A 14,978-nucleotide genomic window follows, 5' to 3' on the forward strand; every position below is an offset into this window, starting at 1 on the left:
GAAACTCTTTGATGGCACCATCGACCAGGCAGCAGAGTTACTCGTTCTATCGTCAACTGGCCCGGCTCTGGAAGCTGGCCCAGAAAGAGCTTCGCGAGACATTGCGAGATCGTCGCACTCTGCTCACGCTGCTGGTCATGCCACTCATCACATATCCGCTGGTCGGAAGTGTCTTACAGAAATTCATGGTCTCCGGGCTCACAGCGATCGAACGGCCTGTTTATCGAGTGGTCGCCACAGATCTGGAGCTTTCTCAGCAAGTAGCTGCCGTTCTACGAGAAGCGGATGAACTGGAAGAATCGCAACCTGCAGAGATTGAAGATACCGCTGCCGATGCATCATCCCCACGTGACCAGATTCTGCCGGGGTCTCCGATGCTCAACGGTATCGAGGGTCTGAGCACAAAATCAGCGCCCCATCAGACAACATCGGGGACACAGGAATTCGGCGAAACAATCCGTGCGAAGCTGAGACCAGATATCCGCGTCGTATTGCCACAAGACCAGAACTCCACACTCGATGTGAAACTTCTCGTGGAGGAAGGGTATGCCGATGTCGGCATTCGTCGCGAAGAGAAAGGACGCTGGGAACTGGTCTATGCACCGCAGTTCACCGCCAGCCAGAATGCTCACGCAACGCTTCTTTCCCGTTTCAAAATCGTCAATCAGAAGTTTGTGGATGATCTGTTGGCGGCACAACATCCTCCCGCCCGTCTTCCCGCAGCCACCACAGATCTCGTGCTGAAACTTTCACAGGGAGGCCCCCTGGTTTCCATAGGAGCATTGATCCCGCTGATGCTCATCTTGATGACGATTACCGGGGCTGTTTATCCAGCGATTGATCTGACAGCCGGTGAACGTGAACGAGGAACGCTGGAAACATTGATGGCAGCTCCATTGCCACGTTTAGAGATCCTCACTGCCAAGTACATTGCTGTCGTGGCTGTGGCTATGCTCACGGGAGCAGTCAACTTATTTGCGATGTTTGTGACACTCAGCTCCACCGGGCTCTCGGCCACGTTGCTGGGAGAAGATGGGATCACCATCGGTTTGATCTTACGTCTGGCCGCGATGCTGGCCCTCTTCGCCAGTTTCTTCTCGGCAGCACTATTGGCAATCACCAGCCATGCACGCAGTTTCAAAGAAGCTCAGGCGTATCTGATTCCACTGATGATCATTTCGCTGGCTCCCGGAGTGGCGAGCCTGCTGCCACAGTTTCAGTTGTCTCCCACCATGGCGTGTATCCCGGTATTGAACCTGGTGCTCGCCACCCGCGATGTTTTCTCCGCCACCATCGACTGGTCACTTTTGGCACTGACGATCGGAACGACGGCAATTGCCACAGGGGCCTGCCTCGCTCTCGCAGCCCGTTCATTTGGTGGAGACGCACTGCTGGGGGTCTCGCAAACTTCGTGGCGAGAATTTTTTCAGCGCCCTCAGGAGAGCACCGGCCTGCACAAGTCCTCTCTCCCACCGGTCGCCGGCTGGGTGGCTTTATTGGTCGTGACGCCACTCTTCATCGTCATCGGAGGACTGGCTGGGAGCCTGAGTTCTTTAACACTTGAGGTTCGTTTATTGCTCAATGGCCTGGTGACCATCGCATTATTCGCAGGTGTCCCTGGCCTGATGATCTTCTGGAACAGGTGGCCCCCTGTACGAACACTGGCACTTCAGCGACCCAGATTTCTGGCGTTGCTCTTAAGTTCTCTGGCAGGTCTATCGCTCTGGATTGTCCTGCTGCAGGTAGAATCGGGGATGATGTCAGACGCCAGGAAGGAAGAACTCGTCAAACTCTTTGGCAGTCTTCAGATTCAGATTGGCGCCATCCCACTGCCGATCAAGTTGCTGGCACTGGCGATTATTCCCGCATTTTGCGAAGAGATTTTCTTTCGTGGATTGCTGTTCTCCGCCTGGAGACGATCGCTAGGCGCCTGGCCCACCGTCATTTTGACCGGCCTGGTCTTTGGCTTGTTTCATATTCTCATACGGGATGCAGTTGTACTCGAACGGTTTTTACCCACGGCACTCCTGGGCATACTCCTGGGTGCAGTCCGGGAAAAAACCAATTCGCTCTGGCCGGGAATTCTTCTCCATGTCCTCAATAACGGGACAGTACTCATCTTTGGCCAGTATGCCGAAGCCTTGATTGCCTGGGGTTTTGATACACGCGAGCTGAAAACATTGCCCGTCGCGTGGTGGCTCAGTGCCCTGGTGATCAGCGCCACTTCGGTCGGCCTGTTACTAAGCGTGGGACGACCGGTTCGATCAACAGAAAACGAAACGCCATTGCCTCAGGGTTTGACTGTCTGAGCAACTTTGACAAATGGCTTAAGATGGCAAACCGTCTGGCCTTTGAGATTGCGAATCGAGAAGACTTCAGGGGAGACTTCCAGAATCTCATACTGATGTTCTGCACCCCACGATTTACTCAACGATTCAGTCGTCGCTTTGGGACGACCACCCTTCATTTTCATTTCCAGAATATTGCCAGTCACTGACCACTGGAAATCGAACTCAAGTTTCGAGCCATACAGCAGTGCGCCAACAGTATCGAGTTCGAGGATCATCACCCCCGTGCCATCTTCAGCGAATTTCATGACCCTGCGTCCATGAAAATGGTCTGTCCATTCGCCCAGAAATTTCACTGGTTCTGCACTGCCGGAGAGTTCTGATTTGGCCTGATCGACCGCTTCTATTGGATTCGTGCTCTTGCCAGATGCGTTTTCTTTTGCAGGAGCCGGCGCCGACTCCGCAATTGTCGATGAAGCGGCCTGATTTTCATCTTTCGGGGTCTGATTCGATGTGCTGACCGTCTGGCTATCGAGTTGGACCGAAGTGGCTTGAACTGTCGGCAGACCACTTTCGGCCACTGAGCCACAGCCGCTGAAGGAGGTTGTGGTCGCGAAAGTACAGGCCGCCAGCAGCAGCTTGAGCTGATCACTCTTAAGCAGATATGTCTTGTGCCGAACCGACGACGACATCGAAAGATACTCCGTTCACAAAGCTCTTCTCATGAACAGTCCAGAGCTTCTATTTTTCCGTATCAAAATTTTTCAGAGACAGCCCTGCAAGATCAATGCACTTCTCCCACCTTAGTTTGCCGCTGAAGTTCTCAGGCGAGGTTCATGGTTATGAGGGCGTCTCGCAAATAATCAGTGTCGCGAAAAAAAGGATTCCTGTTAAGAGGATTTGCCCCTGGTTTTAAGTCATGAGTCTTTTCTGAGCGTGGTGTTCAAATTTCCTGGATAGCGAGGCCACAGGCCGACTTGCAGCGGTTGAGGACTTCTCTGGCCTTTTTACGGGCTTTAGCCGCTCCTGCCTGAAGAATTTCTTCCACAAGATCTGGCTGAAGTGCTAATTCATCCCGGCGGGCGCGGGCGACACCAAAGTGCTCCATCGCCGCTTCAAAGAGCGTGTTTTTCGCTTCGCCATAACCCATCCCGCCAGCGCGATAGCGTGCTGCCAGCACCTCCTGCTGTTCGGTCGTCGCAAAGAGTTTATACAAGGTAAAGAGGTGGCAGGTTTCAGGATTCTTGGGAGATTCCACTGGCGTGGAATCTGTCTTGATCGAATTGATTTTCTTTTTGAGTGACTTCGCCGATTCGAAGAGTTCGATGGTGTTGCCGTAACTTTTGGACATCTTTTCGCCATCAGTTCCCACGACTTTGGCCGAATCGTCCAGCACGCGGGCTGTGGGAAGCTTGAGAAACTCCCCGCCATAGAACGAGTTGAATCTCTGGGCGACATCCCGAGTGACTTCGATGTGCTGCACCTGATCCACACCGACAGGCACCACTTCGCTGTCGTAGGCGAGAATATCAGCAGCCATCAGGACGGGATAAGTAAACAGTCCTGCATCAGCCGGTATTCCCCGAGCGACCTTGTCTTTATAGGCATGGCATTTTTCGAGCAGGCTCATTTGAGTGACCGTCATGAGCAGCCAGGTCAGTTCGGTCACTTCGGGCACATCTGATTGTCGAAACAAAGTGGCCTTTTCTGGATCGAGCCCTAATGCCAGCAGGTCTAAAGCGGCATCCAGTGTATTCTGCTTGAGGAGCGCTGCATCGCGAATGGTGGTCAGCGCATGCAGATCAGCAATGAAGTAGAACGATTGTTCGTGTCCCTGCAGGGCCAGATACTGGCGGATCGCTCCGAAATAGTTTCCCCAGTGGAATCGCCCGGTTGGCTGGATTCCTGATAGCACCCGCATGCTGCTTCCCTTCGTGATCATGATTTTGTGAGCAGTTTGCCCAATATCAGAATGAGTTCGTAAGCCTTGGAAATACCTAGCAGGTTTTCCGCTGATTCTTGGGAACTTTGACGGTTTTGATGAGTTCCTGAACTCGTGAACAACCTCGATCCTGCAAAACTTTTTCCAACCCGCTCGTTAACTGACTCGACAACGATGGATTGTAAAAGTTCGCCGTTCCCACCTGCACAGCAGTCGCTCCGCAGACCAGAAATTCGAGGACATCATCGAGTGATTGAATCCCGCCGACGCCAATGATCGGGCAGTCCACCGCCTGCGCGACCTGCCAGACAATTCTTAACGCCAGAGGTTTGATCGCTGGGCCGCTGAGTCCCCCCAGACCATTCCCCAGCCGTGGCTCGCCCGTTTTCCAATCGACGGCAAAACCCTGAAACGTATTGACGAGCGAAAGGGCATCGGCCCCGGCACTTGCGGCCGCACGTGCAATCTCCACGACGCTCGTTACATTCGGTGTCAACTTGGCAATAATCGGCTTGGATGTCGCTTGCCGCACCGCAGCCACGACTTCGGCTGTCATCGTCGGATTCGTACCGTAATCGACTCCGCCACTGACATTCGGGCAACTGATATTCAGCTCCAGCGCCTGAATCGCATTGAACTCATCGAGTCGCCGAGCCATCACAACAAAGTCGTCGGTACTCTTCCCGGCAATGTTGACAATTAACGCCGTCGGCAGCAGCGAAAGAGCTTCGAGATGCTTGGTGATAAAGACTTCGATGCCGTCGTTATCGAGGCCAATCGAATTCAAAAGACCTGCCGTCGTTTCGACAGTTCGCGGTGGGGGATTTCCAGCGCGCGGCTCGCGAGTGACCGTTTTGGGAATGATCCCTCCCAATTGAGCATAATCGACAAATGCCGACATTTCGCGGGCGTAGCCGAATGTTCCAGAGGCCACAAGAATCGGGTTCTTAAGTGACAATCTTCCCAGTTGAACATTGAGAGACACCGGCAGATTCGAAGTCAATGACATCACGGAAGACTTTTTGATGAAGGAAACACGGTTTGAACCAGGCGTCATCAGTGGTGGAAAACAAAATGCAGAATCGCACATGTTTCACGGAAGTCACTGATCCCGTGAAGGGTAACGATTCGGGATTCCTCGTCACAACCTCAGGCCAGAACGGATCAAGTTTTGGGTAGACACTTGCGGTCAAGGCGGATCGGGCCGAAGATGCACTTCGTGCGAGAAATCTTCGCGTTCCGATATTTCTGTCCACCAGACTCACTGAACGACCATGACCGATCCACATGTGCTCACTCGGCAGCTTCAGAAATCCAACGACTCCAAGATCGTCCTGCTTGTGGGCGATGGGCTGGGAGGTCTTCCGTTAACTCCCGGAGGGAAGACAGAACTCGAATCAGCGTTAACTCCCAATCTCGACGCTCTGGCAAGTCGTGGCTGCCTGGGGCAAACCATCCCTGTCTTGCCGGGCATTGCTCCTGGCAGTGGGCCAGGGCATTTGGGACTCTTTGGCTACGATCCACTACAGTACCAGATTGGGCGTGGTGTTCTCGAAGCTTTGGGGATCGATTTCGAACTCGGGCCGAAAGATGTCGCGATTCGCGGTAACTTCTGCACGATCGACGGGGCCGGGATTATCACAGATCGTCGTGCAGGCCGTATTGGCAGTGAAATTGGCGCCGCTCTGTGCGAGAAGTTGAATCAGATCAAGATTCCGGGAGTGGAAGTATTTGTCCGCCCGGTGAAAGAGTACCGGCTGGTGATTGTCTTCCGCAGTGAAGGGCTGGGTGGCCAGGTTCACGATACAGATCCTCAGGCGACAGGGAAGGCTCCACTGGAGGCTGTTGCCAAGAGCGATTGTTCCAAGAAGACTGCCGAAATCTGCAATGAGTTCCTGCGTCAAGCCAAAGAAATACTCAAAAACGATGCTCCTGCCAATTTCTTGACTCTGCGAGGCATTGATACGTTGCCAGCCATTCCGACTTTTCAGGAAGTCTACGGCATGAAGCCAGCAGCCATTGCGGTTTATCCGATGTATCGAGGTCTGGCCCGACTGGTTTCCATGGATGTGCTCGATGCGGGGCAAACTCTCGATGACCAGATGAGCTGCCTTAAAGCCGCCTGGAATGACTACGATTTCTTCTTCATTCACTTCAAGTACACCGATTCAACCGGTGAAGACGGTAACTTTGCTGCCAAGGTGAAGCGAACAGAAGAACTCGACAGCTGCATTCCCAAAATCCTGCAACTCGATCCGACAGTTGTCATCGTGACCGGAGATCACAGCACGCCGAGCAAGATGAAATCGCATAGCTGGCATCCTGTGCCCGTGCTCCTCTCGGCTGACACCTGTCGTTTCGATGGTTCAACCAAGTTCGGCGAATCGCAGTGTGCCCGCGGTGGTCTGGGGACATTTGAAGCCAAGTACCTCATGCTGCAGGCCATGGCACATGCTGGTCGACTGGAAAAATTCGGCGCGTAAACGCCATGTCGACTCGTTCAACGAAGACACCCGGTACTCATCGAGCCACCGGGTGTTTTTTATTTGTACACTTTGCGAGGGTGCGGGTTTGAATTCAGGATAAGTCCTTATCGCAGATTGGCACTTTTGCGATAACTTCCCGGCGTCATACCAAGTTCCCGTTTGAACACCACACTCAGGTATTCGGCATGCTGGAAGCCGCTCAATTCGGCAATGCGGCTCAATGGTAATTCGGTTTCTTCGAGAAGTTGTTTCACTCGCTTCAGTTGAACCTGACGGATTTCTTCTTGCGGTGAACGCCCCAGATGTTTGCGAAATCGACGTTCGAGAACACTGCGTGAAGTGTTCACGCGAGCGAGAATTTCATCGACAGTGAGCTGGTGGCAGGCACCTTCACGAATGATTTTTAATGAGCTGGCAACGATCGGATCGTCCGTCGCCAGCACATCGGTCGATTGTCGGGTCACGATTCCCATGGGGGGAATGTAAAGCGTCTCCGTCGGCCAGGAATCTCCTGCCATCATGCGATCCAGCATGGCAGCGGCCTCGTATCCAATGCGTTCCGGGTTAGGCACGACACTGGAAAGCGGAGGATCGCACAACTCGCAAAGAACTTCGTCATTATCGACACCAATCACTGCGACCGATTCCGGCACGGCGAGTTCCAGTTGCCGGCAGGCATCAAGCACATGATGCCCGCGCATATCGTTGGCAGCCATGATTCCAATAGGCTTGGGAAGCGCCTCCAGCCAGCCACGAATCTCTTGCTGCTGCTGCGCCCATGTCTGGCTGGATGAAGTCTGCCAGCGTGATTCATATATATGAAGATCGCCCTGGCCAGTGATGGCGTTGGCAAAACCTTCGCGACGCTCGGATGACCAGGCATGATCCGAAAAGCCGCAGTACGCAAACTGGCGGAAACCTCGCTCCTGCAGATGTTCCGCAGCCAGTTTCCCGACCGCTCGATGGTCGGTATAGACATGCGGCAAGCCATCGTGCAGCCGGAAATCCGTCATATCGATGGTGGGAATTCGCCGCCTGAGAAGTGAAGCAGCGAGTTCTGGTGTGGTGGATCGACTGATGACACCGTCGATCTCGGCGTTTTCGAGCCAGCGGGGAGGTTGTGCCATCAATTCATGCAGATCGAGATACATCGACCATGGCTGGTTCGCCACGAGATATTTGGAAATCCCTCTCAAAACGGCGCGCCCATAAGCGAGAGACGTTTCGATGACCAGGGCAACTCGCTTTCGGGGCTTCACAACATGCATCCGGTAAGGTGGTGAAGTAACGATCAGGTGGAAGCCGAGAACATATCAGATCCAGCCGCAACCTGTCTCAAAGATTTGATGGTTTTCTGTTTGAATTCCATGAGCCTGAGAATCTTGTAAATCGATTCATGCGGGTGTGATTCATTGGTTTTAACTACTGTGTTAACAATTGGTTGCTGCAATCACCGCTGGTTGAGCAGACGTGGGGGGCCGGGGTGTTTTTCCCAATGCGAAATAAAACTCAGACAATAGACTTCGATTCTCATTGTTTCTCTGTCGTAAATCATTCCATAATAGATTTGCAGTGATGGATATGTTGTGTGGAACACAGATGGATGCGGGAAGTCTCTCTACAAAGCGAGGTTCTCCCATCGCCATTTCGAGGTGTCCCTCGCTGCTGTAGGGCAATAACAACAACGCTTTCGCGACAGGTGACGAATGTTGTTTGTAAAAAATCGCGATGATTTTCGATTACCACGCCAAGTGAAGAGATCTTCCCGATGGGGAACGTCTTTGCTCGCAGCGAGCATTTTGTCAGCGGCTGCATGGCTCATACAGGGACTGGTTTCCGGGGATCATGCGGTTGCCGGTAAGGCACTCGTTGCCGAAGAAAATCGGCAGGCTCCTGATGATCCAGCTCCTGGTGACTCATCGCCGGGTTTCAGTCCCGAAGATCTGGCGTTTTATCGAGAGAAGATCGAACCGATTTTCGTCAAGAACTGCAACGAATGTCACGGAACTGGCTCGAAGTTTCGTGGTGGGTTTTCGCTGGCGGCTCGTGAACATCTCTTGAAGGGGGGCGAAAGTGGGCCAGGTGTCTTGCTCGATAAACCTGACGAAAGCATGCTGATTGATGTCATCAATTATCGCACCTACGAAATGCCTCCATCCGGGAAGCTTCCCGCCGATCAGATTGCTTCGATTACGGAATGGGTCAAGCGGGGTGCCCCGATGCCGCCACCTGCTGTCCCTGTCGCGATGCCAGTGCATGAAGGGCCACCTCAGGTTAATGAGACGACGAAAGCTCACTGGGCCTTCCGGCCGGTCACAGATCCTCGGCCTCCCGTGAGCCAATGGGATCGATTGGCAAAGAACGACATCGACCGCTTCCTGTTTGCCAAAATGGAAGCTGCTGGTCTGGAACCTGTCGGGCCTGCTGAAAAGCGGACGCTCATTCGTCGGCTCTATTACGACGTGATTGGTTTACCTCCTTCGCCAGCACAGGTGGAAGCCTTCGTGCAGGATGCCTCACCCGAAGCGATTTCGAAGGTGATCGACGATCTTCTCGAATCACCACATTATGGTGAAAAATGGGGCCGCTTCTGGCTGGATCTGGTGCGCTATGCCGAGACCAACAGTTTCGAGCGCGACAACCCAAAACCAAACGCCTGGAAGTATCGCGATTATGTGATTAACTCCTTCAATCGCGATAAACCATATGACCAGTTTTTGATTGAGCAACTGGCGGGGGATGAACTTCCACAGGTGACACGTGATTCGGTCATTGCCACGGGGTATTACCGTCTCAATGCCTGGGATGATGAGCCCGCCGACCAGAGGCAGGCGTTCTACGATGAGATGGACGACATTGTCTCGACAACCGGTCAGGTCATGCTGGGAATGACAATTGGTTGTGCCCGCTGTCATGATCACAAACTCGACCCGATGCCTCAGAAGGATTACTACGGGTTTCTGGCATTCATGGCGGATCTGCAATCGTATGCCGGACGTGGCGATCAGATGAATTCCCGCTGGAGCCAGACCGATATCAGCAGCCCGGAAGTCATTCAGGCGCATGCCGAGCGCGATGCCGCTGTTCAGAAACTGGAAGAGCAGATGCGTCAGATCGAGCAGGGTGCGATTCTGAAGATGAAAGGTGAAGACCAGCGCAAGACCGAAGGTGCCGAGCGAAAAAAGGTCCTGCGTGAAAAGCTGAAGGATTTTCTATCAAAAGAAGAATTTGATCATTATCAGGGCTTAAAAAATCAGCTGGAAGAGCTTCGTAAGCGGGCTTTACCACCGCGCGAAATGGTGCTCTCCGTGAATAACTGTCAGATGCCACCGCGAGTGACGCCCTTGTTGATTCGCGGTAACCCCGCGACTCCCGGTGAACCGGTCGAACCGCGGTTTCTTTCTGTGCTGACTGACGATGCGCCACAACTGCCAACTCTGACTCCCGGTCAAAAGACGGCAGGTCGGCGACTGGTGCTGGCGAACTGGATTGCCTCGAAAGAAAATCCGCTGACAGCCCGGGTCATGGTGAATCGCATCTGGCAAATGCACTTTGGTCGTGGACTGGTGAAGTCTTCCAGTAATTTTGGACTGAAGGGGGATCTTCCGACTCATCCCGAACTTCTTGACAGGTTGACCACGCGGTTTATTGAAGGTGGCTTTCGGATTAAGCCGCTACATCGGCTGATTCTCAATTCGTATGCCTGGCAGATGTCATCCCGGCCCACGGCGGCCCAGCTCAATGCCGATCCTCAGAACGATCTTTATTCGCACTTTGAGATGCGCAGGCTGACGGCCGAAGAGACCCGGGATGGACTGCTGGCGGTCAGTGGCGAACTCAATCTGGCGGTGGGTGGCCCGAGTGTCTACACCGCCATGCCCAAAGAAGTCCTGGCTGGGCAATCCGTTCCGGGTCAAGGCTGGGGGCAATCCTCACCCGAGGAGCAGAATCGCCGAAGTGTTTACATTCATGTGAAGCGATCACTGCTGGTTCCCACGTTGTCGAGCCTCGATTTCCCGGATCCTGATGGGACATGCCCTATTCGGTTTGCGACGACACAGCCAACACAAGCCTTAACGAGCCTCAACAGTGCCTTCTATAACCAGCAGGCCAAGGAGTTCGCCGAGAGAGTGCGGGCAGATCTGCAGATCAACGAATTAAATGATGAATCGCTGCGCCAATGTGTCGCACAGGCGTTAACGCTGACCACCAATCGCCCACCGACGACTGCGGAAGTCGAGCGCGGTTTCGGCTTGATTCAGTCGCTGCGGGATCGTGGTCAGGTCAGTGCCGACTTGGCTCTGGAACGTTTCTGCCTCGTGGCCATCAACCTGAATGAGTTTCTGTATCTCGACTGATTTCTCGAAATAGACGGCTGCTGAGATCGATTCTGCCAGTGATTATGGCAACTGCTCATTGAACTTTGCGTAATGTGAGAACCTCATGAACCAGCCCATGCATAATTTTTGTGGACGCACTCGCCGGGAGTTTCTGTGGGAGGCTGGGGCTGGTTTTTCCGGCCTCGCCATGACAGGGCTCCTGCAGAAGGAAGGCTTCTTCGTGAAGCAGGCGGTCGGTGCTGATGGTGTCACCCCCTTTGTGAATCCATTGGCTCCTAAAGAGCCTCACCATGCTCCCAAAGCCAAAAGTGTGATTTTTCTCTTCATGTACGGTGGCCCCAGCCAGGTCGACACCTTTGATTACAAACCGAAATTGTACGGGCTGGATGGCAAGACGATTCCCGTCAAGACCAAGGGGCGCGGCGGGGCACGCAATGAAGGGCGCGTCGTCGGCCCCAAATGGAATTTTCAGCAATATGGCCAATCGGGGCAGTGGGTCTCAGATCTCTTTCCGAATCTCGCGACCTGCGTGGACGATATCGCATTTATCAAGTCGATGACGGCTGAAGCGCCGGTGCATGGTTCCGCCATGCTGCAGATGAACTCGGGCAAAATTCAAAGTGGTTATCCTTGCCTGGGTTCTTGGGTCAATTATGGCCTGGGGACAGAAAACGAAAATCTGCCAGGTTTCGTGGTAATGCTCGACCATTCGGGCGGGCCGATCAGTGGTGCCAAAAACTGGTCCAGCGGCTTCATGCCGGCAAGTTATCAGGCGACCGTGATGAGATCAAAGGGCCCGGCCATTCTCGATCTCGTGCCACCTGAAAACATGTCCGATGACGTCCAGCGGCAACTCATCTCCACAATCAACGAGTACAACCAGGAGCATCAACTCTCGCGAGGTGAAAACTCGAATCTGGCAGCTCGTATTGCCAGTTTTGAGCTGGCTTACAAGATGCAGACCACAGCACCGGAAGCGACCGATCTCTCGCAGGAAACGGAATCGACACTCAAGCTGTACGGGATGGATAATCCGCAGACCGAATACTTCGGTCGGCAGTGCTTGCTCGCTCGTCGCCTGGTAGAACGCGGAGTCCGGTTCATTCAGGTTTATGCTGGTGGCAATCACAACGACGCCAACTGGGATGCTCACGGCGATCTGGTGAAGAATCACACGTTACACGCCGGTCGAACCGACAAGCCGATTGCCGGGCTATTAAAGGATCTCAAGGCACGGGGCTTGCTCAATGATACTCTGATTGTGTGGGGTGGTGAGTTTGGCAGGCAGCCAGTCGCTGAATACAAAGAGGGGACTGGTCGAGATCATAACGTAGCTGGCTTTACCATGTGGTGTGCTGGTGGTGGCATCAAGGGTGGATGCAGTGTCGGTGAGACCGATGAACTGGGGAATGAAGCCGTCAAGGATCGTTTCCACGTCAAGCACCTGCATGCGACGATTCTGCATCAGTTGGGTCTCGATCCGAATCACCTCTCCTTCTTTTACGGCGGTCTCGATCAGAAACTGGTGGGCGTCGAAGGAGCTGATCCGATCAAGCAGATCATTGCCTGATTCCACATGCCTGACTGGCGATGACGATCATTCCGATAACGATTGATTGTCGGTATTCCAGGGCATTCCTGGAGTGCTTAACTCGTCCATGTCTCGCTGTCAGTTGCCCTACTCTTCACTTCGCAACGATTTCCCACCAAGGCGCACTCCATGAATTGCCCGACTATGAATCGCTGGTTCGCCCTGTTGGCGATTCTTTCATTTTCGATACAGAACATCTCGGCTGCTGAGCATCCGACGCAGACGGGGACGCCACGCAGTTACATCGCGGCTGATTATTCCAAAAAGATTCTCGTCCATGTAGGGGCAGATAACTCAGATGTCTGGAAGCAGACAATTCGCGATGTGCATGATCTCCAGATTCTGCCCCATGGCCATCTCCTCACACAAACGAACTTCCAGACGATCGTCGAGTTGAATGACAAAGGCGAGATCGTCTGGAGTTACGATGCCAAATCGTCACCAGGGAATGCGGATCGCAAAGTGGAAATCCATGCGTTTCAAAGACTGGCGGATGGCTCGACGATGATAGTCGAAAGTGGGCCCGCCCGGATTCTCGAGGTAAACGCCGAAGGAAAAGTTCTCAGGGAAATTCCGCTGGTGGTGAAGAATCGGGATCCGCATCGGGACAGCCGACTGGCTCGCAAGCTGGAAAATGGCCATTACCTCGTTTGCCATGAGAAAGACCAGACTGTGCGGGAGTACGACGAGAAGGGCCAGGTGGTCTGGGACTATGTAACGGGGACAGCTCTTTATTCTGCCGAACGATTACCCAATGGAAACACGCTGATTGGTACGGGGAATGGTCACAGCGTCATCGAAGTCACTCCCCAGAAAGAGGTGGTCTGGTCAGTCACTGAGAACGAGCTTCCAGGAATCAAGCTGGGTTGGATCACCATGGTGGAACGATTACCCGATGGCAACACCCTGATTGTCAATTGTCATGGTGGAGACAATCAGCCCCATGCATTGATTGTGACACCTCAGAAGCAGGTTGTCTGGACACTGAAGGACCATGTCCGCTTTGGAAATAATCTGCCGGTTTTGAAACTCGTGGCCCAGGGATCGGGCACAACGCGTTAAAGAGTGTCAATGTTTTGTTGCAATCTGTCTCCCGAGACGGTCAGATACGAGTCGAACTGAATCTTCTGGCAGTTCACTCAACTTGTCACAATCTCCCCTTCTGTCTTCATCTATAAAGTTGCATACCATGTCGCACATCGGGTTTTTCTGGCAGCCACGTTTCGTGATGGGCACCTTTTGGGGCTGGCTGGCCGCCAGTGCTCTGCTGATATCGAGCGGCTGTGAAACCAGACCAGGAGGAATGACAGGTAACGGGCCCGGTGGTTCATCCAAACCTCTGAAATATGCCTATGTCACCAACGGTGTGGCCGACTTCTGGAATGTGGCTGAGGCGGGTGTCCGTCAGGCGGAAAAGGATCTGAATTCGGCCGGGAAAAGCACGAAAGTTGAAGTTCGTCACCCTCCGGATGGTGTGGTCGATCAAAAGCGGATGGTGCAGGAATTGTTGACGCTCGGCGTGGATGGCATCTCGATCTCGCCGATTGATCCTGAGAATCAAAGCGATCTGCTGGCGGAAATTGCGAAGCAGACGATCTTCATTACGAATGATTCAGATGCTCCCAAAAGCGAGCGGCTGGTTTACATTGGCATGGATAACTACACCGCTGGCCGCCAGTGTGGTGAGATGATCAAAGAAGCCTTGCCTGACGGTGGGAAGGTCATGATCTTCGTCGGCAGACTGGGACAGCTCAATGCCAAACAACGTCGTCAGGGAATCATTGATGAACTGCTGGGACGCAGTGTGGATCCTGAGCGATATGATGAGCCCGGAAAAGAACTGGTCGGTGACAAATACACCATTCTCGATACCCGAACTGACGACTTTGATCTTGTGAAAGCGAAATCTCTCGCCCAGGATGCGATTACCAGGCATCAGGATCTCAACTGTATGGTGGGTTTGTTCGCCTACAATCCCCCCAAGCTGATTGATGCCGTTAAGGACGCTGGCAAAGTTGGCAAAATTCAGATTCTGGGCTTCGATGAAGACGAGGGGACTCTGCAGGGCATCCAGGATGGAGTGATGTATGGGAGCTGTGTGCAGAACCCGTATCAGTACGGCTATCAGTCGGTCATGATGCTCGACAAAATCAAATCGGGAGACAAGTCCGGCATTCCCGAAGACAAATTTATCGAGATTCCCGTCCGCAAGATTACCAAAGCCAATGTGAACGAGTTCTGGAAAGAATTGAACCAGTTGCTGGGTAAACCCGCTCCAGAGGCCAAATGACCGGGGAGTCATTCGGAAGGCAAATAAGTTCAGCCCGGCAT

10 protein-coding genes are annotated in these 14,978 nt (G+C 53.3%); 6 read left to right on the forward strand and 4 right to left on the reverse strand.

Translation table 11 applies throughout. The features are described from left to right. The first annotated feature begins 11 nt into the window (after window positions 1-11). Complete coding sequence (locus PLIM_RS04070) at window positions 12-2,309, forward strand: ABC transporter permease subunit/CPBP intramembrane protease (protein WP_052301484.1); 2,298 nt, start codon at window positions 12-14, stop codon at window positions 2,307-2,309. On the opposite strand, the gene PLIM_RS04075 is transcribed toward PLIM_RS04070, so the two are convergent. From PLIM_RS04075 to PLIM_RS04085, 3 genes are all read right to left on the reverse strand, one after another. Continuing rightward, on the reverse strand, window positions 2,291-2,980 hold the full coding sequence (locus PLIM_RS04075) for a hypothetical protein (protein ID WP_013109046.1): 690 nt from the start codon (window positions 2,978-2,980) through the stop codon (window positions 2,291-2,293). The two genes, PLIM_RS04070 and PLIM_RS04075, sit on opposite strands and share 19 nt — an antisense overlap. A 251-nt stretch (window positions 2,981-3,231) precedes the next feature. Then, window positions 3,232-4,209: a tryptophan--tRNA ligase gene (gene trpS, locus PLIM_RS04080; RefSeq protein ID WP_013109047.1), complete on the reverse strand. Its 978-nt coding sequence runs from the start codon at window positions 4,207-4,209 to the stop codon at window positions 3,232-3,234. Between the two features lie 76 nt (window positions 4,210-4,285). After that, on the reverse strand, window positions 4,286-5,239 hold the full coding sequence (locus PLIM_RS04085; RefSeq protein WP_041402889.1) for a dihydroorotate dehydrogenase: 954 nt from the start codon (window positions 5,237-5,239) through the stop codon (window positions 4,286-4,288). Between the two features lie 265 nt (window positions 5,240-5,504). On the opposite strand from PLIM_RS04085, the gene PLIM_RS04090 reads away from it, so the two are divergent. After that, complete coding sequence (locus PLIM_RS04090; RefSeq protein ID WP_013109049.1) at window positions 5,505-6,713, forward strand: 2,3-bisphosphoglycerate-independent phosphoglycerate mutase; 1,209 nt, start codon at window positions 5,505-5,507, stop codon at window positions 6,711-6,713. A 107-nt stretch (window positions 6,714-6,820) separates the two neighbouring features. Here the strand turns inward: PLIM_RS04090 and PLIM_RS04095 are convergent, their stop codons facing one another. Then, window positions 6,821-7,975, reverse strand: coding sequence for a XylR family transcriptional regulator (locus PLIM_RS04095; RefSeq protein WP_013109050.1), 1,155 nt, complete (start codon window positions 7,973-7,975; stop codon window positions 6,821-6,823). A 447-nt stretch (window positions 7,976-8,422) separates the two neighbouring features. On the opposite strand from PLIM_RS04095, the gene PLIM_RS04100 reads away from it, so the two are divergent. From PLIM_RS04100 to PLIM_RS04115, 4 genes are all read left to right on the forward strand, one after another. After that, window positions 8,423-11,074 (forward strand): PSD1 and planctomycete cytochrome C domain-containing protein, encoded by a 2,652-nt coding sequence (locus PLIM_RS04100; RefSeq protein ID WP_013109051.1) that lies wholly within the window; start codon window positions 8,423-8,425, stop codon window positions 11,072-11,074. A 97-nt stretch (window positions 11,075-11,171) separates the two neighbouring features. Continuing rightward, window positions 11,172-12,626: a DUF1501 domain-containing protein gene (locus PLIM_RS04105; RefSeq protein WP_230849395.1), complete on the forward strand. Its 1,455-nt coding sequence runs from the start codon at window positions 11,172-11,174 to the stop codon at window positions 12,624-12,626. Window positions 12,627-12,791: 165 nt separating this feature from the next. Further along, complete coding sequence (locus tag PLIM_RS04110; protein ID WP_196349525.1) at window positions 12,792-13,709, forward strand: beta-propeller domain-containing protein; 918 nt, start codon at window positions 12,792-12,794, stop codon at window positions 13,707-13,709. A 127-nt stretch (window positions 13,710-13,836) separates the two neighbouring features. Then, window positions 13,837-14,937, forward strand: a complete 1,101-nt coding sequence (locus PLIM_RS04115) for a sugar-binding protein (protein ID WP_230849396.1) — start codon at window positions 13,837-13,839, stop codon at window positions 14,935-14,937. The last annotated feature ends 41 nt before the right edge of the window (window positions 14,938-14,978 follow it).

This window comes from Planctopirus limnophila DSM 3776 (assembly GCF_000092105.1).
GTDB classification, from domain to species: Bacteria; Planctomycetota; Planctomycetia; order Planctomycetales; family Planctomycetaceae; genus Planctopirus; species Planctopirus limnophila.